This window comes from Flavobacterium sp. (genome assembly GCF_017985075.1).
Lineage (GTDB): Bacteria > Bacteroidota > Bacteroidia > Flavobacteriales > Flavobacteriaceae > Flavobacterium.
The window spans coordinates 1-25,045 of the sequence record NZ_JAGNYF010000028.1; the positions used below are offsets into that span (position 1 = coordinate 1).

Here is a 25,045-nt window from a genome sequence, read left to right on the forward strand (position 1 = left end):
ACGATTTATTACGATTAATTGCTTTTCAGGTAGGAAAAGAAGTTTCGTTACAAGAATTAGGCAACCAATTAAACATATCTAAAAACACAGTAGAAAAATATTTAGATTTACTTTCAAAAGTATTTATCATTTTCAAAATAGAAGGATTTAGTAAAAATTTAAGAAAAGAAATTACGAAGTCATCGCGTTGGTATTTTTACGATAATGGAATAAGAAACACTATAATAAATAATTTCAACACCATAAACAACCGAACAGATATTGGTGATTTATGGGAAAATTATTTAGCATCAGAACGCTTTAAAAAACAACAATATCAGAAAATTTATAAACAAAATTATTTTTGGCGCACCTATGACCAACAAGAAATTGATTGGATAGAAACAGAAACAGAAACGATAGCTGGTTACGAATTCAAATGGAACGAAAAAAGAAAAACAAAAATTCCTGGAGCTTTTGCTAAAGCCTATCCAGAAGCTACTTTTGAAGTAATTAACAAACAGAATTATTTAGATTTTATTATTTAACCGCAAGGAATTTTTCTTGGTAGGTTTTTTTAGAATACAAACAGTCAAATAAATCTTCTAAAGATATTTATAATGCTTCCAGAATAATAATAAAATTATCATTCACCCAACTTACGTGTTTAATTCCAATTAATAAATCGCAAGTTGTTCCGCCGCCATATGCCATTGCAAAAGTTAAAATGATGGCACTAATTAAATTGAAGTGTTTGGTTCTCGCTTTAAAAACGCCAGTAACAGCAAAAACAAATATACCTAAGTAACTTAGTATTGGCAAAACTCCCACAATAAAAAATAAAAAGCAATTAATAAGTAAGCAAAAACAACTGTAATTGTTTATCAATAATAAGAAGATGTTATACTAAGTAGTTTTTTAAATAATGGAAGTAAATATTTCATTTCAATTAATTTTATATAATTTTGTCTAAAAAAAAATGCAAAAATATTTTTTGTTGCTATTGATAGGAACTTCTATACTCGCTCAAGAAAAATCACAAGTAATTTATAAAAATGAAACAGTAACAATTTCTAACAAAAATAATTTAGAAATTGAATCTTTTGTTACAGAAAGTCGTTTGATTGCTAAAAGTAAAAATCAGCATGAATATGTAATAAATGTTCCTTACGATAGTTTTAATGAAATTTTTGAAATAAAAGGTTCTACATATATTCCAAAAACCGATAAAAAACATATTTTATACGCTTCTTCAATTAGAGAATTTGATGCTGAAGAAGAAAATATTTTTAAAGGTGACACTAAAATAAAACAGTTTTTTTTACCATCAGTAGAAGACAATTCTGTAATAGAGTATTCTTATAAAAACAAAATAAAACACCCACGATTTTTATCAGTTTTTAGATTCCAAAGTCTGTTAAAGACACAATCAAGTAAATTAACTTTAAAATGTGATTCAAACATTGAACTTGGATTTAAACTTTTTGGAGAACATCAAGATAAAATAGTTTATACCAAAACCACAAACGGAAACATAGACACGTATACTTGGTTGGCAACAGAAGTTCCTGAATTTGAAAGCGAAGAAGATATGCCCAACGGATTGTCTGTTCAGCCACATATTGTTTATTACATAAAAAAGTATAACCATAATGGTGTTAATGAAGAACTATTGAGCAATACGGCTAGTTTATATAAATGGTATTATTCGTTAGTAAAAGACATTAATAAAAAAGATCAAACCAATTTAAAAAACACCACATTAAATTTAATAAAAGACAAAACATCTGATATAGAAAAAGCACGAGCTATTTATAATTGGGTACAACAAAATTTACATTATGTAGCCTTTGAAAACGGAATGGGCGGATTTATACCTAGAGAAGCTGCGGATGTATATTCCAACCTTTATGGCGATTGTAAAGACATGGCCAACCTTTTAAATGAAATGCTAAAATATGCTAATTTAAATTCGAGTTTAACTTGGATTGGTACCAGAATAAAATCATATACATATGAGGAAGTTCCAACACCACAAGTAGATAATCACATGATTACTTATCTTGTAATTGATGGTAAAAGTTACTTTCTTGATGCAACAGATAAGTTTTGTCCATTTACATTACCAACATCACATATTCAAGGAAAAGAAGCATTAATTGGAAAAGCAGAGAATTTCGTAATTGAAAAAGTCCCTGTTATTAATGCATCGGAAAACAAAACAACAATAAAATTAGATTTAAAATTAGAAAACAATGCATTAAAAGGTACTGTTGTAACCACAATTGAGGGTTATGCCAAAAGCGAATTACTAAATATATTGTCAATTTATCCCCAAAAACAAAAAGAAATTTGGAGAAATATTATTAATAATACAAATCCAAAAATAAATTTAGAACCAGTAGAACTTTTAGGTAACGAGTATAAAAACATACCATCAAGAGCCACTTTTAATCTACAATTAAATGATGCTATAAAAGATATAAATGGTAAGTTGCTTTTGAAACCTATTTTTATTTTTCCGTTAAAAGACCTTCAAATAGATAGTGAAAAAAGAAAATATCCAGTTCAATATGAGTATAATTATTCATACGAAATGGAGTATCAATATGAAATACCAAAAGAGTATAAGATAGAGTTTTTACCTGAAAATCTAAAAACGGAAACAGATTTAGGAACATTTGATATTCAATATAATGTTCAAAATAATTTCGTTTTAGTTACTCAAAAAGTATCAACAAAAAAACTATTACTTGAAAAAGCAGATTTTGAAAAATGGAATGCTTTTTTAAAATCACTAAACAAACAATATAACCAATCTTTAATACTAGTAAAATGATCAAAAGATTTGCAATTTTAGTCTTATTTTTAATAACCTGTTTTGGTTTTTCACAAGAAATAAAAAACTATACTTGGGATAGTAAACCAACGTTTAAGGCGATACCAGAAGAATATAAAAACCAACCAGCAGTAGTGCTTTTTGATAAAAGATGGATACATACAAGAATTGGCGAATATGCTTTTGCTTCTTTTGTAATGAATCATTGTGCAATAAAAATTAATAAAGCCGAAGAAATAAATAAATATAATAAAATTAAAGCCGAAGACAATGGTTTTGTAAGAGATTTGAGAGATTTTCATGCAAGAATAATCAAGCCTAATGGTGAAATAAGACTGTTACCTCAAGACAAAATTATTGAGGCTGAGGTTGATAAAGTAAAATCTATTGTATTTGAAGGTGTTGAAGCTGGAGACATATTAGAATATTATTTTATTTTAAAAGAAAACCCAAGCGCTTATGGAGTGGAGATTTTCCAAAAAGATATACCCGTTTTACATGCAGAATTTTCTACAACTAGAGTTGGTGTAGATTTCAAAACATTTGCTTCTGAACAATTTGGTTTGAATGTAGACAAAGGTAAAACAACATCTATTGCAGAAAACATTCCGCCATTTATCGAAGAAAAAAACGCAAAAAACATTAAAAATCTTATAAAAGTAATTTATACGATTAGTGTTTCAGGACAGGATAATTTGAGTTGGGGAACCTTACTACCTCAATATTTCGGAAAACCAAAATTTACTTATTTTAAAAAAAACCAAGCAAGAGAATTTATAGAAAAATTAAATGTAACCTCTGGAACAACAGATGAAAAAGTAACCAAAATAGATGCATACATTAAAGAAAATTTCGAATTTGTAATGAGCGGGGAAAAAGCCAAAAAAGTAAAGGATTTAGGTAATGGAAAACAAAAGTTAACCGCAAGCGATATGTTTGACTTATATGGATTTACATTTAAAGAATTAAAAATCCCATATCAAATTGCTGTTGGTATGTCAAGATTTATTGGAGATGTTTCTAAATCAAAATACGTTGCTCCATTAACACATGAATTTATGTATTATATTCCTGAAACAAATAAATTCGTATCTCCTTATGAAGAATATCTTTCTTATGGTTACCCAATGTACGAAGTTCAAGACTCTCAAGGACTCTTATACGATCCATCAAAATCGTATTCAATAGTAGATTTTAAATTTCCAATTGCTCCAAGTGACTATACTGTTATTTCAACTCAAAATAAAGTTACATTATCAGATGATTTTTCTAGCGTAACTATTTACAAAATATATGAAACGCAAGGTTATGAAGGGCAATTAATAAGAAATACAATAAACTACCTTAAAGAAAACGAAGAGGAAAAAGAATTAATTAATTTTATTAAAGACAGAACATTAAAAGATTTAGATTCTAAAATCACTAAATACACAATTGAAAATCAAGAATTCAAAAACAACCACACAAACACTCCTTTTATTGTAAATTTAAATGTAGATTTAAAAGAATCTATTATAGAAAGCGTCGGGAATTTACTAATAATAAATATTGGAAAAGCTATTGGTAAACAAACAAATTTATACCAACAGACAGAAAGAAAGTTTGATGTTGATTTATCCTATGCAAAAACATACAAACACAAAATAACTTTCACTATACCAAATGGTTATGAAGTTGAAAGCTTCAAAGATTTAGTTTTTGATAAAAAAATGTCAGGTAAAGACGGACAAGAATGTTCTTTTGTTTCAACCGTTAAAACGGAAGGAAATCAATTAATTATAGATGTAAATGAAGTATACAATAATATTACTTATACGATAGAATCATATCCAGAATATAGAAATATCATCAATGCTGCTTCAGATTTTAACAATGCAAATATTGTTTTAAAGCAAAAAAAATAAAACATAATGACAACAATCCAATTCATACAAAATCAAACTAACATTGCTGTAAAAAGCATTGAAGCTACAATAAAATTACTTTCGGAAGATTGCACGATTCCGTTTATTTCTCGTTATCGAAAAGACCAAACAGGAAATTTAGATGAGGTACAAATTGAGCAAATTGCTAAATTAAACAAGCAATTTATTGAAATTGTAAAACGAAAAGAAAGCATTTTAAAATCGATTGAGGAGCAAAACGCACTTTCGGCAGAATTGAAATCAAAAATCGAAAATAGTTTTGATTTGCAAGAATTAGAAGATTTCTATTTGCCATATAAAAAGAAGAAAAAAACCAAAGCAGATACCGCGCGTGAAAACGGATTGGAGCCATTAGCGAAAATAATTATGTCTCAACGAAATGATGACATTGAGTTTTTGGCATCGAAATATTTAAACGAAAAAGTTATTAATGAAGACGAAGCCCTTCAAGGCGCTCGAGATATAATTGCCGAATGGATAAACGAAAACATTTTCATTCGAAAATCGCTACGAAGAACCTTTCAGCGTAAAGCCGAAATTACTACTAAAGTAGTAAAAACCAAAAAAGACGATGAAGCCGCTCAAAAATTTAATCAATATTTTGATTGGTCTGAAAACGTAAGCAAAGCGCCATCGCACCGATTATTAGCGATGTTACGTGCTGAAGCTGAAGGATTTATTAAGTTGAATGTCGGTTTAAACGAGGAAAACAAGGACGAGGTGATTCGTTTTATGGAAGATAATTTAATCAAAACCAATAACGAAAGTGGCGAACAAATTGAAAAAGCGATAAAAGACAGTTATAAAAGATTGTTAGAACCCGCTATTTCAAACGAAACCTTACAAGAAGCAAAAACCAAAGCCGATATAAAAGCTATTGATGTTTTTGCAGAAAATTTACGTCAGTTGTTATTGGCGCCACCATTAGGTGAAAAACGCATTTTAGCTATTGACCCAGGTTACAGAAGCGGCTGCAAATTGGTTTGTTTGGATGAAAAAGGCGACTTATTAAACAACGAAACGGTATATCCGCACGCGCCACAAAACGATAGCGCTATGGCGATGAAAAAAATCCGTTCGATGGTTAATGCTTACAATATTGAAGCCATTTCTATTGGTAACGGGACAGCATCTCGAGAAACGGAGTTTTTCATTAAAAAAATTGCTTTTGATAAACCCGTTCAGGTTTTTGTGGTTTCAGAAGCAGGTGCATCGGTGTACTCGGCGAGTAAAATTGCGCGCGATGAATTTCCAAATTATGATGTAACGGTGCGTGGTTCGGTTTCTATTGGAAGACGCTTGTCTGATCCGTTGGCGGAATTGGTAAAAATAGATCCTAAATCAATTGGAGTTGGACAATACCAGCACGATGTAGATCAAAATAAATTAAAAGAGCAATTAGACACTGTGGTAATGAGTTGTGTTAATGCGGTAGGAATTAACGTAAATACCGCAAGTAAATCGTTGTTGAGTTATGTGTCTGGAATTGGAGAAAAAATGGCTGAAAACATTATAGCCTATCGTTCAGAAAACGGCCCTTTTGAAGACAGAAAGCAACTAAAAAAAGTACCTCGTTTAGGCGAAAAAGCGTACCAACAAGCCGCAGCATTTATTCGTATTAAAGACGGAAAAAATCCGTTAGATAATTCAGCAGTGCACCCAGAAGCGTATGCAATTGTTGAAAAAATGGCTAAAGATTTAGGTGTCAAAACAACAGATTTGATTGCCAACAAAGAAAAAATAGCACAAATACAACCAGAAAATTATATTACATCTGAAATTGGAATTTTAACACTAAAAGACGCTTTAAAAGAATTAGAAAAACCTGGTTTAGATCCAAGAAAAGCCGCTAAAGTTTTCGAGTTTGACCCGAATGTTCGCACGATTAAAGATTTAAAAACTGGTATGATTTTACCCGGAATAGTAAATAATATTACCGCATTTGGTTGTTTCGTGGATATCGGAACCAAAGAAAGTGGTTTGGTGCATATTTCGCAATTAAAAGCAGGATTTGTTTCCGATGTAAACGAAGTGGTAAAACTTCACCAACACGTTCAAGTAAAAGTCGTTGAGGTAGATGAAGCCAGAAAGCGCATTCAGTTGACGATGGTAATTTAATTCCAAAAGGTATAACGCAAACTAATTCCAAACGTGGTTTGCGTCTGTTTTTTAGATACTGCAAAGGATTCTTCGTCACGACGAAACACTAATTTTTTAGCCGAAGCAAATGAGTAATTTACTCCAACAGACCAATTTTTATGTAAAGAATATTCTAATTGACCTAAATAGCCAATATAAATAGCATTAGCGTTAAAAGTTTGTGTTTCATCAAATCGCAGGGGCAAATTTCCGCTTGAACCAATAAATTTTGCTTGGTATTTGTTGAATGTACTAAAAACACCAGCCGAAGGTGTAAACTTATTTATTTTCCAAAAGAACAAAAGCGGAACTTGTAATTGAAAACCCTTTGCATTTATGCTTTCAAATAATTTAGGACGACCTTCTTTTGTGAAGTAATAACCCGATAAATCTGATTCAGAATTAGTGTTATTTTGTGTTCCAACATCTAATAAAAAAGAAGTTTCAATTCCAGTACCAATCGAAATATTAGAATTAAACACTCTTTTTTTAATAAACATTCCAAAGCTTAAAAACGCCTGATTTTTTATTTCAAATTCTTTTAACAAACTATTTGAACTTATACCGCCGTTAAGTTTTAAACTATAATCTAAATTAGAGAAAATATTATTTTTGAATCGTTTGATTATTAAAGTGTCTGCAGAAACAATTGTTTTTTGTTTATTTTGAATTAGGGTAATGCTTGGTTTACTTCCTTTTATTTCTTTGTTTAAGATTACTTTATCAACTTTTATTTTAGCTAAAGGTTTTTCAATAAAAACAGTATCTCTAATAATTACTTCTTCATAAACATATACTGTGTCAACCTTTTTTTCTTGAGAAAAGCCAAGTTGAAAAAGAAGTAAAAACCAGAAAAAACAATTATTCTTTTTCCACATAAACCGTGTCTTTTTTAACAATTTGTTTTTTAATTACAACTATTTTTGGTGTTTCAGCATTGGCTGTTGAATCCTTTTTTTCTAACGTATTTTTATTTAACAAAGGCTTATTTGCTTCAATTTTCACCTTCTTTTTTTCTGAAGTTTTCACTTCATTTGATAAACGTATTGTGTCTTTTTTGTCTATGGTATTTATAATTGTATTTTTTTTAGTTTCTTGTATTATTTTAGGTGTTGCGTTATTGTAAAAGAAAAATAAAATCAATGAAACTAAGCCTGTAAATAGAATGATAAATTTTAATATTTTAGTTCGATAAATAGGCGTATTAAGTAAAATTAAGTCTAAGTTATTACATTCTTTATGCGGATTAAAATCATTTTTTGGTGAAATCTCAAAACCAGAAAAGGCTTTTTTGTAATAATTGGCAAAAAGTTGGTTTCCAAAACCTAAAAATAATAAAAGCGCAATTATTCGTTTTTTCCTTTTTTCTTTTGGATGTAAAGAAAGTTTTTCAAAAAGAAATTCTTGAATATTTTTTCTCGCTCTTGATAAACTTGATTTGGAAGTTCCAACGGATATATTTAATAGTTTGCTAATTTCAAGGTGCGAAAAACCATCAATTATGTACAGGTTAAAAACGGATTTATGGTTTTCAGATAGCGAATCAATCGCCTCTAACAATTCCTTGTGGCCAAAATCACTTGATAGAAGGGCTGATTTTTTATCGAGTTCAATTATATTCATTTCGTTTGTTTCATCAACAAATTCAAAATTTGTTGCGCTTGTAAAATTTATTTTCTGTTTTGTTTTTAAATAATTTATGGCTCTGTTTATCACAATTCTACATAACCATCCGTTCAAAGCTTCTTTATTTTTTAATTCACCCTCTTTTTGAATGGCAACAATGAAAGCATCTTGAACAATGTCTTCTGCTGTCGCGATATCATTTATATATCTGCGACAAACACCCAATAGTTTTGGAGAAAGCGTAACATATATTTCGTGCCAATTGGTTTCTTGCATTTTTTTAGTTTTGAACCACCGTGAGCGCATTAAATTTTCCTTGGTCAACAAAGATTTGGAAAACATTTACATCGTTAACATATAATGCATCGAAAGTTCCAAAATCACCCTCTCTTTTCAAGATATAAACATTATTATTTAAAGCAATAAAATCTATGTAAAAGGAAAAAAAGCTTGAACTATATATTTGTGTATTGTTTTTAAAAATATTTACACCATCTGCTACGTAAGTATTGTTATTATCAAAAAGTAATTTATAAACGGATGGGATTGTGGTTAAATTAGTTTCAACTCCAGTTGCCATATTTTTGTAAAACCCAGTATTTGTTGACGTATTTGTTCCATAAACATATACTTGATTTTCTTTTACTGTAATATCTTTTAATAAATCTCCTACATAAACAGATTGAAAAGCGTTATTTATATATATTCCATGACAAGAGTTAAAGCAATTAGAGGTGTAGCCAATTACATAAATTACATTATTAACTACTTTTATTTTTGCTTGAAAAGTTGGGTTATTAATATTGTTGTCTAAAACGGTTTTTACTCCGTTTTTCCAATATACCAACTCATAAATCTCGGCAGAAATTAATGGATTTTTAGTATAACCCACAAAATACACATCATTACCAACAATTTCCATATCAGTTATTGAGTGAACATATTGAGCGGGCGTATTAAATGCTGTGTTTAAATTCGTTAGATTTCCATTTTCCCAATGTAAATATTCAGTTATCCAATTATCTGATGTTTTCTTTCCTAAAACATGGACGTTGTTATTTGATACACAAATTTTAGTTGCTTCTCCTCCATCTCCACCGCTTAATAAATAAGGTTGATTATTTTTCCAATAGGTAGCGGAGTAGTTTTTTACACCAGCAATATATACATCAACAGGGTTTTGAGTTGAGGTGTTTAAATCATCAACAGTACTACAGCTAATAGTTAATAGAATTACAAACAGAGAAATTAATTTTTTCATAGCATTAATTTTAAAGTTATTTCTATTAAGACAACAAAAATTAAAATGGTTGCACTAATTAACAAAAAAAATTCCAAATCCCAAGTTTAAAATTTGGAATTTGGAATTTTTATATTGGAATTTTAAAAAATTTATTCTTTTGTTTCTTCTTCTTTTTTAGCTACTGGAGTTTCGTCTTCACCTTTTGCTGCTTTTTTAAATTCCTTGATACCACCACCAAGTCCTTTCATTAATTCTGGAATTTTTTTACCTCCAAAAAATAAAACAACAACAGCAATAATAATAATCCACTCTGTTCCACCAATGGTTCCTAAAGTTATATATAAAGAATTCATTATGTTTAAATTTAAAATTTACACTACAAAGGTACATAAAAAAATAAAACACAAATAAAATTATTCTTTTTTATTGGCACAACTTGTCCCGAATCTCTGGATTTACTAATTGGCACATTCGCTAATTATCTTATATTTGTATAAAATCTGTTGATTTGTCTCAAAAAAAGACTAAAAAACAAAACCGACAAATATGTCAATTAAAGCATTTGCAGCTAAAATACTCGCTAAATATTCCCATTTTCAAACACAAAAATGGGCGAACGAGCCTGTTGCATCACAAGAAAAGGTATTTCAATCCTTATTGCGTGAAGCGAAAAACACGCAATTTGGTAAAGACCATCATTTTTCGAATATCAAATCATTTGAAGATTTTGCCAAGCAAGTCCCAGTGAGAAATTATGAACAATTGAAATCGTATGTAGATAAAGTCGTAGCTGGAGAATCTGACATTTTATGGAAAGGGAAACCCTTATATTTTGCCAAAACTTCAGGAACTACTTCTGGTGCGAAATATATTCCGCTTACCAAAGAATCAATGCCATTTCATATTCAAGCCGCGAAAAACGCCATTTTGAGTTACATTCACGAAACGGGTAAAGCTGATTTTGTAGACGGAAAAATGATTTTCTTACAAGGAAGTCCAGAAATGGAGGAAAAAAACGGAATCAAATTAGGGCGACTTTCCGGAATTGTAGCACATTATGTTCCTAAATATTTACAAAAAAACCGCTTGCCAAGTTGGGAAACCAATTGTATTGACGATTGGGAAACTAAAGTCGATGCGATTGTAGAAGAAACGTTTCACCAAAATATGTCGGTGATTTCTGGTATTCCGAGTTGGGTGCAAATGTATTTCGAAAAATTAAAAACGAAAGCGAATAAACCTGTTGGCGACTTGTTTAAAAATTTCAATTTGTTCATTTACGGCGGTGTGAATTATGAACCGTATCGTGCCAAATTTGAACAATTAATTGGTAGAAAAGTAGATTCAATTGAATTATTTCCTGCATCTGAAGGCTTTTTTGCCTATCAAGATTCGCAAACCGAAAAAGGAATGTTATTACTTCTGAATTCGGGAATTTTCTATGAATTTATTAAAGCAGATGAATTTTTTACCGAAAAACCTAAACGCTTTACAATTAGCGAAGTAGAAATTGGCATAAATTATGTTTTAATTATTTCTACGAATGCCGGACTTTGGGCATACAATATTGGCGATACAATTGCGTTTACTTCTACAAAACCCTATCGCATTATTGTTACCGGAAGAATTAAACATTATATCTCTGCTTTTGGCGAACACGTGATAGGAAAAGAAGTGGAAACCGCTTTGCAAAACGCCGTTTCGGGAACAAATATAAGCGTAAATGAGTTTACAGTTGCGCCACAAATTAATCCAAAAAACGGTTTACCGTATCACGAATGGTTAATCGAGTTTGATTCGGAACCAGAAGATTTGGAAACTTTTGCATTAAAAATTGATGCAGAAATGCGCCAACAAAATGTGTATTACGACGATTTAATAAAAGGTAATGTGTTGCGAACACTTGTGATTACGAAAGTGGAAAAAAATGGTTTTCAAAACTATATGAAATCTATTGGAAAATTAGGCGGACAAAACAAATTACCAAGATTAAGCAACGACAGAAAAATTGCTGATTTTTTAACGATGTAAATGAAGAAATTATTAACTTTCTATACACAAAAAGCGAACGAAAACGGACTAAAGAATAAATTTATTACCTTTGTTGGTTATAAAATAGAAATTAATGAGAGACATTAAAAACATTTCGCGTTCTCGGGCGCAAGAATCGTCGGCAGCTATCGAACGATTGTACATTACTATGCGACACTTATTTAACAGAGGTTTTTACAAACCAATGGGTGTTTCAGGAGAAACCTTACGTGAAGCTTTATTATCCTTACGACCAGAAATTTATGGTTCTATTGCAGAGGAAAAAGTAGAGTTAAACGGATTATTATACGTCATTGAGCGTTTGCCAGTAGGTATCGAGCAATGTCGTTATATCAATTTAACGTCGGATGAAGGCTATGCGAATTCGCACTTTAAAGCCATTGTTCCGCCAAAAAGAAGAAGAAATTGTTATCGTATAGATGACGAACAAATGAATATTGAAATTACCCGTGGTCGTTCGGATATTTATGACATTTTAACGCACCTTACGTTTATTTTCATCGAATCGCATAAAATTAAAGATAGAGTTTTAATTGACGATGAAGGTTTGGTATCTCGCGATTGGCAAAAATTAGAACAATTCGCCCTTCAAACTAAAAAATTAACACCTATAGACAGAGAAATTGCGATGTCGCACTTGTCTAATGTTTTAGGAAGAACCTTTGCAGAAGTTCAAGATATTTATGATGGTTTTGCCACATCTGAAGCGCCAGAACGTTTTTTACAAATTGTATATTGGTTAGGAAAAATTGCAATTGAAGAAATTGTAGACAATAACAAACGCACGATTACTTTTAGTCCGATTTTAAGAGAACGATTAGGCCATCATATTTATGGTGAAATTTGGGCAAACAACATTAAAGAAACCCTAAGCAAAAACAATTTATTAGAAAGACCGATTCATATAATTAGTGCGAATATGCACAGTGTGATGAATTCTGTATTTGCACCTGCGGTTTTAGCAACAAAATATAAAGGAAAAGAAGCGTTTCAAATTTATGAAGACTTAAGTTCGTCTTCTCACAAAGAGTTACGTAAAAAAGTGGAAGATGTTGCGTTGCAAAACGGAATGATTTCGCTGCCTGATACTTCGGGGACAAATATTGATGTGCAGATTTTTGACACTGCGAAATTCGATTGGAAAAAAACCGCATTTCCATCAGCAACTTTAAAAGAAAAACCAGTACTTATTGTAATGGATTATGCTTTTGGAGAACAAGCTTACGAAACTATTGATGAGCTTTTAAAGCCGTATAAAGTTGATAAAACAAAAACACTGTTAAATGTGGAATCGGTTTCTATAATGGGTAAAGCCGGAATTTTAGAAGGCGGAAAAGGCGATATTATGATTCCAAACGCACACGTAAATGAAGGAACCGCAGATAATTATCATTTCGAAAATGAACTTACAAAAGACATGTTCGAAGGAAATGGAATACCCGTTTTTTCAGGACCTATGATAACGGTTTTAGGAACGTCTTTACAAAATAGAGATTTACTAAAATTTTTCCACGAATCAACTTGGGAAGCCATTGGTTTAGAAATGGAAGGTTCGTATTATCAAAAAGCCATTCAATCTGCTTCAAGAATTAGAAAAAGTATCAACACAAATGTAAAAGTAAGATATGCTTATTACGCCTCAGACAATCCTTTAGAAACAGGAAGCACATTAGCTTCTGGCGGTTTAGGAACCACTGGTGTAAAACCAACGTATTTAATTACCATTAAAATATTAGAACAAATTTTTAACGTAAACTAAGAATATGAGTACAAATTCTCAAGAGCAAGAAATTGATTTAAGCCAAATTGGAAAAAGCATTTCAAAAGGGTTTCAAAAAGCGGTAAACAGATGTTTCGATTTGTTGTTTTTTATACAAAAGAAACTACTAATTGTTTTTGTTTTATTGGTTATTGGAGGTGGTTTAGGTTTTTATTTAGATAAAGAACCTAACTATACAAATGATATTGTGGTGATTCCTAATTTTGGAAGCAATGAGTATTTGTACGATAAAATAAATTTAATTTCTTTAAAATTAAAAGAAAAAGACCAAGCGTTTTTTACTAAAATTGGAATTAAAAACATTAAAGGTTTTATTTCTATTGAAATTCAGCCTATAAATGGAATCTATAATTTTATAAATTCGGAAAGCCAAAAAAATAATTTTGAATTGGTTAAATTAATGGCTGAATCTGGCGATGTAAATAAAATTATACAAGACCAAACAACCAGTAAAAACTATTATTTACACGGCATAAATATCAAAACCGCTATTGCTTACCAGCAAAAAGACTTAATAGATCCTTTATTAGATTTTTTACAACAGTCGGAATATTTTCTTAAACTTCAAAAAATTCAACAAGATAATTTAGAAGAAAAATTAATAGCCAACAAAGCAATTATTGCTCAGATTGACCAAATTGTTTTAAGCCTAAATCAGAACAAAACTGGAAGTAATGTTTCCATTTCTGAAAACACGGGTTTAAGTGATTTAATTCAAAAAAAGGATGATTTAATTTTAGAAAATCAAAAATTAGCCACTAACCGATTAGAGTTTGAAAGAATCATTAAAGACCAAGATATAGTATCAAATCAAATGAATACAAGTGGCGCGAACAATAAATTGAAATTTATTTTTCCGTTATTATTTGTACTGTTTTATTTATTAGGGTATTGGTTTTCAAAAGCATATAAACAACAAAAACAAAGAATTAAAGCATAATGAAAAACATTTTAGTAACTGGCGGAGCTGGATTTATTGGCGCAAATTTTGTCCCATATTTTATAGCAAATAATCCTGATTATCATTTAGTAAATTTAGATGCATTAACGTATGCAGGAAATTTAGAAAACGTAGCAGAAGTCGCAAATCACGAGCGATATACCTTTGTAAAAGGAGATATTGTTGATGGAGAATTCATAATAAACTTATTTGATCAATATCAATTTCATGATGTTATTCATTTTGCTGCAGAAAGTCATGTCGACAACTCAATTTCGGGTCCTGAAGCGTTTATTAAAACCAATGTTTTAGGAACATTTAACTTATTAGACACGGCAAGAAAACTTTGGATGTCAGCGCCAAATCAATATAAAGCAGAATTTGTAAACGCACGTTTTCACCACGTTTCTACGGATGAGGTTTATGGAACATTAGGCGAAACAGGTTTGTTTGAAGAAACTACGCCTTATGCGCCAAATAGCCCATATTCAGCATCAAAAGCAGGCTCAGATATGATTGTTCGTAGTTATTTTCATACCTACGGAATGAATGTGGTTACTTCAAATTGTTCCAATAATTACGGTCCAAAACAACATAACGAAAAGTTAATTCCTACTATTATTCGTAAAGCATTAGCTGGAGAAAATATTCCAATTTACGGAGACGGAAAAAATGTACGTGATTGGTTGTATGTTTTAGACCATTGCAAAGGAATAGAGTTAGCATTTAAAACTGGAAAATCAGGAGAAACGTATAATATTGGAGGAAGAAACGAACGTAATAATTTGCAAATTGTTGATACCGTTTGTACTATTTTAAACGATTTAAAACCAAAAGCAACGGGAAAATACCAAGACCAAATTACCTTTGTAAAAGACCGACCTGGTCACGATTTACGTTATGCAATTGATGCAACCAAAATCGAAACAGAACTAGGCTGGAAAGCAGATGAAAATTTCGAAACAGGAATTAAAAAAACAATTGAATGGTATTTGAAAAAGTTTCAAGTTTAAAGTTATTTTTGTTTCAAGTTAATTAACCTGAAACCTGAAACTTTAAACAAATTAAACAAAAAAACTATGAAAGGAATTATATTAGCCGGAGGCTCAGGAACAAGATTACATCCGTTAACATTAGCGGTAAGTAAACAATTAATGCCAATTTACGACAAACCCATGATTTACTATCCCTTATCAACTTTGATGTGGGCAGGAATCAACGAAATATTAATTATTTCTACACCTCATGATTTGCCTTTATTTCAACATTTATTAGGAGATGGAAGTCAATTAGGTTGTCGTTTTGAATATGCTGTACAAGAACACCCAAACGGCTTAGCCGAAGCATTTATTATCGGAAAAGAATTTGTGGGTAACGACAAAGTGGCTTTAGTTTTAGGCGACAATATTTTCTATGGAACTGGATTAGCCGAATTACTTCAAGCCAACAACAATCCAGACGGCGGAATTGTTTACGCGTATCACGTACACGATCCTGAACGTTATGGCGTTGTTGAATTTGACACAACAGGCAAAGTGCTTTCTATTGAAGAAAAACCAACAGAGCCGAAATCAAATTATGCAGTTCCAGGGATTTATTTTTATGATAATTCTGTGATTGAAATTGCAGCAAATATACAACCAAGTCACCGTGGCGAATTAGAAATCACCGATATCAATAAAGCGTATTTAGAACAAGGAAAATTAAAAGTTAGTATTTTAGATAGAGGAACCGCTTGGTTAGATACAGGAACATTTCAGTCTTTAATGCAAGCTGGGCAATTCGTTCAAGTTATTGAAGAACGCCAAGGACTAAAAATTGGTGCTATCGAAGAAGCGGCATATAAAATGGGCTTTATCAACGCAGATCAGTTGAAAAAAATTGCAGCACCGCTATTAAAAAGCGGCTACGGAACGCATTTAATGAGCATAATTTAATACTCAATTTGTCAATTAGCCAATATGTCAATTAATTAGTTGTACGTGAACATTGGCACATTGAACATTGGCACATTGAACATTGTCTAATTGACAAATTGAACACATGAAATTTATAGAAACAAAATTAAAAGGCTGTTTTATTTTAGAGCCAAATGTAATACAAGATGACCGCGGCTATTTTATGGAGAGCTTCAATGAGAAAACATTCAGCGAAGGCGTGGGTCAAAAAGTAACTTTTGTACAAGACAATCAGTCATTTTCTTCAAAAGGAGTTTTAAGAGGATTACATTATCAAACCGGAGAACATGCGCAAGCTAAATTAGTGCGTGTTTTACATGGTGAAGTATTAGATGTGGCAGTAGATTTAAGACCTAATTCTGAAACTTTTGGCCAATATGAAACGGTTTATTTATCGGCAGAAAATCAAAAACAATTTTTTATTCCAAGAGGTTTTGCCCATGGTTTTTTAGTATTAAGCGAAACGGCGACTTTCTTTTACAAATGCGATAATTTCTACAATAAAGACTCAGAAGGCGGTTTATTATTTAACGATGCCACAGTAAATATTGATTGGAATTTTCCAATTGAACAACTGATTATTTCAGAAAAAGACCAAATATTACCTACTTTAGAAAACGCAAAAAAAGTATGGTAGTTTTAGTAACAGGTGCTAATGGACAATTAGGACAAGCTATTCAGTCGGTTGTAGGAAATTTTCCGTCAATCGATTTTGTATTTTGTTCTTCATCAGAATTAAACATTACTGATAAAAATAATTGCGAAACCATTTTCGAAAAATATAAACCACAATTTTGCATAAATGCAGCCGCTTATACCGCTGTTGATAAAGCAGAATCGGAACCAGAAAAAGCATACGCTATAAATGTTACGGGAGCGCAAAATTTAGCTGCCGTTTGTAAATCAAACGATACTACTTTATTGCACGTTTCAACCGATTTTGTTTTCGACGGATTAGCAACTCAACCTTATTCAGAAGAAGCCGTTCCAAATCCAACAGGCGTTTACGGAGTAACCAAATTACAAGGTGAACAAGCCATACAAAAAACTTGGGAGAAGCATTTTATCATTAGAACATCTTGGGTATATTCGCAATTTGCCAACAATTTCATGAAGACTATGTTGCGATTAGCATCGGAAAGAGACAGTTTATCTGTAGTTTCAGATCAAATCGGCACACCAACAAACGCTGTAGATTTAGCAGAATGTTTGTTAACTATTATTAGCACCAAACACCCAATACCCAACACCCAATACCTATATGGAATTTACAACTTCAGCAACGAAGGTCAATGTTCTTGGTACGATTTTGCCGAAGAAATATTCAAGGTAAATAACATTTCTATACATTTACAACCCATACCAACAACTGCTTATCCCACCCCTGCTAAAAGACCAGCATATAGTGTTTTAGATAAAAGTAAGATTAAAGAAGTTTTTGGTATTGAGGTAAAAGACTGGAAGGAAAGTTTAATAAAAATTTAAATGAAAATACTAGTTGGTCATACTGGTTTTGTAGGTTCTAATTTATTAGAAAACACCGCCTTTGATTTGTGTTTTAATTCTAAAAACATCTCCGAATCTTTTGGGTTAAATCCTGATGTGTTGTTGTATTCTGGAATTAGGGCTGAAAAATTTTTAGCCAACAAAGAACCCGAAAATGACTTTAATATCATTTTAAATGCGATTGAAAACATCAAAAAAATCAATCCAAAACAAATTGTTTTAATTTCTACAGTTGATGTGTATCCCAACCCGATTTCGGTTGATGAAAACACAGAAATAGATATAGAAGAAGTTCAACCTTATGGGAAAAACAGATTGTATTTAGAAAATTGGGTGGCATCAAATTTTGATGATTATTTGATTGTTAGACTTCCAGGTTTGTTCGGAAAAAACATTAAAAAGAATTTTATTTTCGATTTAATTTCAGTGATTCCTTCAATGTTAAATGAAGCGAAATACCAAGAATTAGTTTCAAATAGTTGGATTGTTAACAATTACACTTTACAGGAAAATGGTTTTTATAAACTAAATAATATCGAAAATTCGGAAAGAAAAATTTTAAAACAACAGTTTTTAGATGTAGGTTTTTCGGCTTTAAATTTTACAGATAGCAGAGGAAGTTTCCAGTTTTATAATTTGCAACACCTTTGGAACGATATTCAAATCGCACAGAAAAATAACGTAAAAAAATTAAATTTAGCTACAGAACCAATTATAGTAAATGAAATTTATAAAGCGGTTTATGGTAAAGATTTCGTTAACGAATTAAACAATCCAGTTCCAAATTACGATTTTTATACCGTTCACGGACAATTATTTAAAAATCACGGAAATTATATCAGCACGAAACAAGAAGTTTTACAAGATATTGTCAACTTTATTAAAAGTCAACAATAATGAAAGTTACTATTTCAAACATAGCTTGGCAGTCTGAAAATGATGCTGAAATGTATGCTTTTTTGAAAGAGAAAAAGTGTACCGGAATTGAAATTGCACCCACAAGAATTTTTCCAGAAAATCCGTATTCTGATTTAAAAAAAGTCGCAAATTTTAGAGATAAATTGCAATCTGAATACAGTTTGAAAGTGGTTTCTATGCAATCCATTTGCTTTGGCAGAAATGAAGCGATATTTTCATCAGAGGAAGAACGAAATTCTTTGTTAGAATATATCAAACAATCTATCGATTTTGCCTCAGAATTAAATTGTACTAATTTGGTTTTCGGTTCACCAAAAAATAGAAATATTAATACAAATCAAGAAGAAATTGCGGTTGCTTATTTTTCCGAAATAGGAAAATATGCAGCAGAAAAAAACACGGTTTTTGCTATCGAACCCAATCCAGTTATTTATGGTACGAATTTCATCAACACAACAAATGAAGCATTAGATTTTGTGAAAGCTTGTAATGTCGAAGGTTTAAAAGTGAATTTCGATTTAGGAACGGTAATTTATAACGAAGAAAGTTTAGCTTTTTTAGAAAATAATTTAAAATGGATCAATCATATTCACATTAGTGAACCGTATTTAGAAACTATTCAAAAGCGTTCACTTCACAATGAATTGGCTTCTATTTTAAGAAAAGAAAAGTATGATAATTACATTTCAATTGAGATGAAAAGCGGAAGCGAAATTGAAAAAATTAAAGATATAATCGAATATACTCAAGATGTTTTCAAAAACTAACGAAGCAATTTTCGGTGTACCTAAGTTTCTTTCTACAGAAATAGAAGAAAGAAAAACAAAATATTGTTTATGTATTCCAATCATAAATGAGGGCGAACGCATTCACAAACAATTGCAAAGAGCACAACAACACGGAATTGATAAATTAGTAGACATTATTATTTGTGATGGCGATTCTACAGATGGTTCCACAGATAGTATGCAATTAAAAACATTGGGTGTCAATACACTTTTAACCAAAAAAGATACTGGAAAACAAGGCGCACAATTGCGTATGGGATTTTGGTTTGCCTTAGCAAGAGGCTACGAAGGAATTATCACCATTGATGGAAATAATAAAGATAGCATAGAATCGGTGCCATTGTTTATTGAAAAATTAGAACAACAATTTGATTTCGTACAAGGTTCAAGATATGTGGAAGGTGGAAAAGCTATCAATACTCCAAAAATCAGACATTTTGCAGTGAAGTTTATTCATTCGCCTTTAATTTCATTAACCGCACGTCATCGTTTTACAGATTCAACGAATGCGTACAGATGTTATTCAAAAAAATATTTAACACATCCGAAAGTGCAACCTTTCAGACCTATTTTTACCACTTACGAATTGCTTGCATTTTTATCAGTTCGAGCGTCACAATTAGGATTAAAAGTTGGAGAAGTTCCTGTGGAGCGTAAATATCCAGAAAGCGGAAAAGTACCAACTAAAATTAGTTTTTTTAAAGGAAACTTTAATCTGATTATGATATTAGTGAATAATTTATTTGGAAAATTTAATCCATAAATTTTTAAAAAATGAAAAAAGTAAAAGATTATATTGTTTCGGCAATTAAGGAAAATGGTTATAATAACGCACCATTTTTAGCCTTAAGTTTTTTTATTTGTTTGGGATTATTTTCTCCTTTCATTAATATTCTTTTCGAAATTAAACCGGAAGTTTCCAATTTTAGTCAGCATATTATTTCCAATGCATCTGTAAATAATTTAGATGTCGGTAAAAGAGTAAGTTTGTTTTATAAAACCTTAATTGGTTTGTTTTTGTTAACAGGAATCGTATTTGTATTACTTAAAAAACTTACATCGCACACCAATGTAGCCAGTAAATTATTGAAACACGTTTACAGTATTTCCATAATTGGAATTTTAACTTTTTTCTCAGGAATATTATTGTATCAAACTGATACAGCGATATTTTTTATTTTAGTGAGTTTACTGTTTCTCTTTAACGAAATTCGATTAAACAAAAACAATACTATTATTTTGGTATTATGGCCTGTTTTAATTTCCTTTCCATTTGCTTTATTTTCTTATACGTTTCTTAAAACTAAAAACTTTTTCGAAAAAATTCCAGTTGAATTTAAGGTAAAAGGTTATGTATTAACTATTGATTTCCAGTCGTTAGTTTTTATCTTTTTATTGCTTGGTTTTGCTATACTTTGCTATTTCATAAAAAACCAAATCTTAAAGAAAAACGAAGCTAACAAGTTGTTATTAGCGAGTTTGCCAATCGTTTTCGTGCCAACACTTGTGTCTTTTTTATTAGAAAGTTTAAACATTGCCAATGTAAGATTTAATATTGTTTATAACCATCCTTTTTTACTTTTTGCGACACTTATTTTCATTGCTTTCGGATTGTTTTATTATTTATTGAACTCAAAAAAAGCGTTTAATAAAGCAATAATTAGTAAGTATTTTATGGCTTTTTGTTTGTTGAGTTATGTGATTTTAATTGCGCAACCTTGGCGATTTATGATTCCAGATAAAGAATTTTTTGAAGCAGCAAATCACGGAATTGCGGTGGATCATTTCTTTAAATATGGTTCTATTCCTTTTATAGAGAATTTTGATGCACACATGTTAAACCAACAATTTTTCTCTTACATATATGTGTTTTTTAATGGATACGAACCGTGGTCGCACAGCTTATATATTCTTTATTTTTATGTATTAGAGATTATTGTTTTATACTTTGTTTTCAAAAAAACATTAGGCGACATCAACAGTTTCTTTTTAATTTTATGTGTGCCAATTTTACCAGTAATTTTAAATGAATTCGCTTTAGCTGGACTTTTCGCACTTTTCGTAATTAAACTATTAAACAACCCAAAAATCAAGAATTTTTATCTGTTTTGGATTTTAGGAATACTAATTTGTTTGTATAAATTAGATGTCGGTTATGGCGCATTACTTTCTGGAGTTGTTGTTTATTTTATATTTAATAAAGTTTTAAATAATAAGTTTGAATACAAACAACTTGTGAAATCAGCCGTAATTGTTGTACTTCCAATGCTACTTCTTTTCATTCTGCTATGTTTAGTAAAATCAATCAATCCAATTTCAAGACTTCAAGAGTTTTTATTAGCCGCCATGTCTGATCAAAATTGGGGAATTGTAAAAATGGGAAATACGTCTAATTATTTGTTCCGAGTTTCTTATTATATTTTACCTTTAGTAGTAACCACTTATGCAGTTTATATTGGTTTCAAACTATTTTTCCAAAAAGAATTTTTCCAAAAAAAATTAAATAATCCAAAAACCATTTCGGCAATTATTTTCTTCTTTTTCTTTTTCTTTTTCTTCATTTTTAATGCTCAAAGAGGCATTGTTTTTCATAATTTCGAATACGGAAACATCATCAGAATTACAAGTACGATTCCAATTGCGTTATTATTTCTGACGTTACTTTTCAATAGTAAATCCAAATTAATTTATTTTTCAGTAGTATTTTTAGGGGTGTTTTTATTTTTAAATTCTACTAATATCGATTTTAAAAACAGAAGTTATTCATTATTAACAAAATCAATAAATTCAGGTTCATTTCACGAAAAATTTTCCGAAATGACTGCGTTTAATGGCACTCGATTAAAAGTTACGTTTGATCAATCGGAAATTAATTTTTTCAAAAACTTCTTAGACAAATCGTTAAGCAAAAATGAAACGTATTATGATTTTTCATCTACAAATTTCTATCATGTTTTAACTAACAGAAAAAACCCTGTATATGTGAATCAGTCACCGTTAATGCTAAATGGTGACAAAGCACAAGATTTTGAAATTAACTATCTAAAAGAAAAGAATGTTTCGATTGTTTTAATGCCAATTAAAAACAACTATTGGCATGCGATTTCAGAAGTTTATATAGATTTTAAATACTATAAAATTTCCGAATATATTTATTCCAATTACACACCATTATTTAGAACAGGTTCTTTTGATGTATATGTTTTAAGAAACAAAAAAGCCTATTTTGATGCGAAATTAAAATCGTTAGGCGAAGTTGCAAGTAATGCCTCTGTAACAGATTTCAATTTTTTAAACGAAAGCACAATAAATAAAAGCAATTTAGTTGTTGAAAAAACAAACAACACTATAAGTTTAAAAGCTACTGGCGCTTCTCCGTTTTTTATTGGAATGATGGATTATTTGAGAAAAAATAATACGCTAAAAAACGAAAATTTACCATCAAAATTAAAGTTTAAATTTATCGCTTCGAACCCAGGAAACATTAAAATTTACTATAATTTAAATCCAACTGATACGTTTTCTGAGGAAAGAGCTAAAGAATTCCCTATTACTGTTTCTGGAACTAATGAAATCAATATGAATTTTGTAAAAATTCCTTCTGAAATAATGGTTGCTGTTAATGTGCAAAGCATTACACCACAAGTTTTTCAATTTGTAAGTGATTCTCAAGGAAGCGTAAACAAGCCAGATAAGATTGATTATTTTATTGGTTTTGTTCCTAAATTATGGGCAGAAAATTCTAAAAATGAAGCTTTTAATTCAGTAAAATCCTTTAATCAATCTGTGGAAGAAACCACAGTAAGTATTGAAGCCAAAAACTTAAACCGAAATAAAAATGGTGTTTTTGCATTTTTAGAAATAGAATCTGAAACAGACATGACCGCAACAATGGATTTATCTGAAAATAACATTTCAAAAGCAACATATGGTTTTAGTGTTTTGGCAGGCAAACATCAATACGCTGTTCGAGTAAGTAATGGGTTTTATTGGTGGAATTCAACCCATCCGAAAGTTACTTTTAAATCAGAAAAAGTGGTAAAACTATCTAAGTTTTCATTAATTACAGAAAATGGTAAGACAGCAGTAGATTACAAATCAAATGGTTTAACTTTATCCAATCTGAATGATGAAAATTGGAAAAATGGTTGTAGTCTTTCATATAATATGTTGGTTTTAGATTTTTCACCAAAAAAAGAAAATCTTTTAAAAACGTGTAAAAAAATCAAACTTAAAGATAATAGAATAGTTACCGTAAAAGGATATTATGTTTCTGGAAATTATATTAACATCACCATTGAAGAAAAGTTACAGGATTATATTGGCATAATAGGTTTTCCAAACGCTATAGAATTTGTTAAATAACCAAAAACAACTTAATTTAAGAACATGAATAAATTCAACAATTGGATAAAATCAAATTATATTGTTTTGCTAATATTAGTTTTAGCAACAGCTTTGAGATTTTACCATATTGATTATCAAAGTGTTTGGTTAGACGAAATATGTTCTATACTTGAAGCCAATCCAGATATTAAATGGAGCGATTTAGAAGCCACAATTATGCTTTCTGATCCACACCCACCATTATATTTTGCGTTATTGAAAATTTTGTTTCAACTTTTTGGATACACGACTTTAGTTGCAAGAGTTTTTTCAGCAATAGTTGGTGTAGCCGGAGTATATGCAATGTACTTGTTAGGTAAAGAAATTAACAATAAAAACATAGGATTGCTTGCAGCTTTTTTATTAGCTATAAATAGTTTTCATATTTATTATTCGCAAGAAGTAAGAATGTATGCTTTATTATTGTTGTTGACCATTTTATCATATTACAGATTAGTAGTGTATTTAAAAGAAAACACCTATAAAAACGCTATATTATACGGACTATTTACTGGATTAATGTTGCTAACACAGTTTTTTGGATTATTTGTTTTAGTATCACAAGTAATCATCTTATTATTTGTGTTTATTAAAAAAGAAAAAATACATAAGCTGTTGTTTTTTAAACAATTACTTGCATCAGGATTAGTAATTATTATTTCTTTTTTACCTGCGATAAATATTTTTATTGAAACAACAAAAAAGAAATATACTGCCATTCAACCCACTACGATTGATACTGTTTTTTTAATTTTTAAAGATTTTGTACAACAATCCTACATTTTACTTTTTTTATATTCAGGATTAATAGTTGTATGTATTTATTATGCTTTTAAAGTGAAAATGAAACAGAATTATTTACTTTTATTTTCATGGATAATAATAACATTAGCCCTACCAATACTACGTTCTTATTTAGTAACACCAATGATAGTAAGTAGGTATTTTATTACCATTTTACCTGCA

The 25,045-nt window shown here is 30.3% G+C and carries 21 protein-coding genes; 16 read left to right on the top strand and 5 right to left on the bottom strand.

Translation table 11 applies throughout. The features are described from left to right. Positions 1 to 527 (top strand): DUF4143 domain-containing protein (locus KA468_RS06910; protein ID WP_291242207.1); only part of this gene is annotated, 527 nt, incomplete at its 5' end. A gap of 67 nt (positions 528 to 594) precedes the next feature. Here KA468_RS06910 and KA468_RS06915 read toward each other — a convergent pair. Next, positions 595 to 801: a TRIC cation channel family protein gene (locus KA468_RS06915; protein WP_291242208.1), complete on the bottom strand. Its 207-nt coding sequence runs from the start codon at positions 799 to 801 to the stop codon at positions 595 to 597. 157 nt (positions 802 to 958) lie between these two features. Between KA468_RS06915 and KA468_RS06920 the strand changes: the two genes are divergently transcribed. From KA468_RS06920 to KA468_RS06930, 3 genes are read left to right on the top strand one after another with little or no spacing between them, the layout of a single operon-like run. Next, positions 959 to 2,818 (top strand): DUF3857 domain-containing protein, encoded by a 1,860-nt coding sequence (locus KA468_RS06920; protein WP_291242209.1) that lies wholly within the window; start codon positions 959 to 961, stop codon positions 2,816 to 2,818. Further along, positions 2,815 to 4,722: a DUF3857 domain-containing protein gene (locus KA468_RS06925; protein WP_291242210.1), complete on the top strand. Its 1,908-nt coding sequence runs from the start codon at positions 2,815 to 2,817 to the stop codon at positions 4,720 to 4,722. The genes KA468_RS06920 and KA468_RS06925 overlap by 4 nt, the downstream gene beginning before the upstream one ends. Positions 4,723 to 4,728: 6 nt before the next feature. Next, positions 4,729 to 6,861 (top strand): Tex family protein, encoded by a 2,133-nt coding sequence (locus KA468_RS06930; protein ID WP_291242211.1) that lies wholly within the window; start codon positions 4,729 to 4,731, stop codon positions 6,859 to 6,861. Here KA468_RS06930 and KA468_RS06935 read toward each other — a convergent pair. The 4 genes from KA468_RS06935 to KA468_RS06950 form a co-directional block, all read right to left on the bottom strand. Continuing rightward, positions 6,858 to 7,760, bottom strand: a complete 903-nt coding sequence (locus KA468_RS06935) for a hypothetical protein (RefSeq protein ID WP_291242212.1) — start codon at positions 7,758 to 7,760, stop codon at positions 6,858 to 6,860. The genes KA468_RS06930 and KA468_RS06935 overlap by 4 nt on opposite strands. Beyond that, on the bottom strand, positions 7,744 to 8,784 hold the full coding sequence (locus tag KA468_RS06940; protein ID WP_291242213.1) for an RNA polymerase sigma factor: 1,041 nt from the start codon (positions 8,782 to 8,784) through the stop codon (positions 7,744 to 7,746). Before KA468_RS06940 ends, KA468_RS06935 begins: the two co-directional genes overlap by 17 nt. A 4-nt stretch (positions 8,785 to 8,788) precedes the next feature. Continuing rightward, complete coding sequence (locus tag KA468_RS06945; protein WP_291242214.1) at positions 8,789 to 9,769, bottom strand: hypothetical protein; 981 nt, start codon at positions 9,767 to 9,769, stop codon at positions 8,789 to 8,791. Positions 9,770 to 9,900: 131 nt separating this feature from the next. Continuing rightward, a complete protein-coding gene (locus tag KA468_RS06950) occupies positions 9,901 to 10,104 on the bottom strand; it encodes a twin-arginine translocase TatA/TatE family subunit (protein WP_291242215.1) in 204 nt (67 codons plus the stop codon). A gap of 193 nt (positions 10,105 to 10,297) precedes the next feature. Here KA468_RS06950 and KA468_RS06955 point away from each other — a divergent pair, with 193 nt between their 5' ends. The 12 genes from KA468_RS06955 to KA468_RS07010 form a co-directional block, all read left to right on the top strand. Continuing rightward, positions 10,298 to 11,782, top strand: a complete 1,485-nt coding sequence (locus tag KA468_RS06955; RefSeq protein ID WP_291242216.1) for a GH3 auxin-responsive promoter family protein — start codon at positions 10,298 to 10,300, stop codon at positions 11,780 to 11,782. Between the two features lie 94 nt (positions 11,783 to 11,876). Continuing rightward, positions 11,877 to 13,562 (top strand): hypothetical protein, encoded by a 1,686-nt coding sequence (locus KA468_RS06960; protein WP_291242217.1) that lies wholly within the window; start codon positions 11,877 to 11,879, stop codon positions 13,560 to 13,562. Between the two features lie 4 nt (positions 13,563 to 13,566). Continuing rightward, on the top strand, positions 13,567 to 14,523 hold the full coding sequence (locus KA468_RS06965) for a hypothetical protein (protein WP_291242218.1): 957 nt from the start codon (positions 13,567 to 13,569) through the stop codon (positions 14,521 to 14,523). Beyond that, positions 14,523 to 15,536 carry a dTDP-glucose 4,6-dehydratase gene (gene rfbB / locus KA468_RS06970; RefSeq protein WP_291242219.1) on the top strand — a complete coding sequence of 338 codons (1,014 nt, stop codon included), beginning with the start codon at positions 14,523 to 14,525 and terminating at the stop codon, positions 15,534 to 15,536. The genes KA468_RS06965 and rfbB overlap by 1 nt, the downstream gene beginning before the upstream one ends. Before the next feature lie 66 nt (positions 15,537 to 15,602). Further along, on the top strand, positions 15,603 to 16,460 hold the full coding sequence (gene rfbA / locus KA468_RS06975; protein WP_291242220.1) for a glucose-1-phosphate thymidylyltransferase RfbA: 858 nt from the start codon (positions 15,603 to 15,605) through the stop codon (positions 16,458 to 16,460). A gap of 106 nt (positions 16,461 to 16,566) precedes the next feature. Beyond that, positions 16,567 to 17,118 (top strand): dTDP-4-dehydrorhamnose 3,5-epimerase, encoded by a 552-nt coding sequence (gene rfbC / locus KA468_RS06980; protein WP_291242221.1) that lies wholly within the window; start codon positions 16,567 to 16,569, stop codon positions 17,116 to 17,118. Then, positions 17,112 to 17,966, top strand: coding sequence for a dTDP-4-dehydrorhamnose reductase (gene rfbD, locus KA468_RS06985; protein WP_291242222.1), 855 nt, complete (start codon positions 17,112 to 17,114; stop codon positions 17,964 to 17,966). Before rfbC ends, rfbD begins: the two co-directional genes overlap by 7 nt. Beyond that, positions 17,967 to 18,884, top strand: a complete 918-nt coding sequence (locus KA468_RS06990; protein WP_291242223.1) for an NAD-dependent epimerase/dehydratase family protein — start codon at positions 17,967 to 17,969, stop codon at positions 18,882 to 18,884. Then, a complete protein-coding gene (locus KA468_RS06995) occupies positions 18,884 to 19,672 on the top strand; it encodes a sugar phosphate isomerase/epimerase (RefSeq protein WP_291242224.1) in 789 nt (262 codons plus the stop codon). The genes KA468_RS06990 and KA468_RS06995 overlap by 1 nt, the downstream gene beginning before the upstream one ends. After that, a complete protein-coding gene (locus KA468_RS07000) occupies positions 19,656 to 20,456 on the top strand; it encodes a glycosyltransferase family 2 protein (RefSeq protein ID WP_291242225.1) in 801 nt (266 codons plus the stop codon). Before KA468_RS06995 ends, KA468_RS07000 begins: the two co-directional genes overlap by 17 nt. 11 nt (positions 20,457 to 20,467) lie before the next feature. Then, complete coding sequence (locus KA468_RS07005) at positions 20,468 to 24,058, top strand: hypothetical protein (protein WP_291242226.1); 3,591 nt, start codon at positions 20,468 to 20,470, stop codon at positions 24,056 to 24,058. A 24-nt stretch (positions 24,059 to 24,082) separates the two neighbouring features. Beyond that, positions 24,083 to 25,045 (top strand): glycosyltransferase family 39 protein (locus tag KA468_RS07010; protein WP_291242227.1); only part of this gene is annotated, 963 nt, incomplete at its 3' end.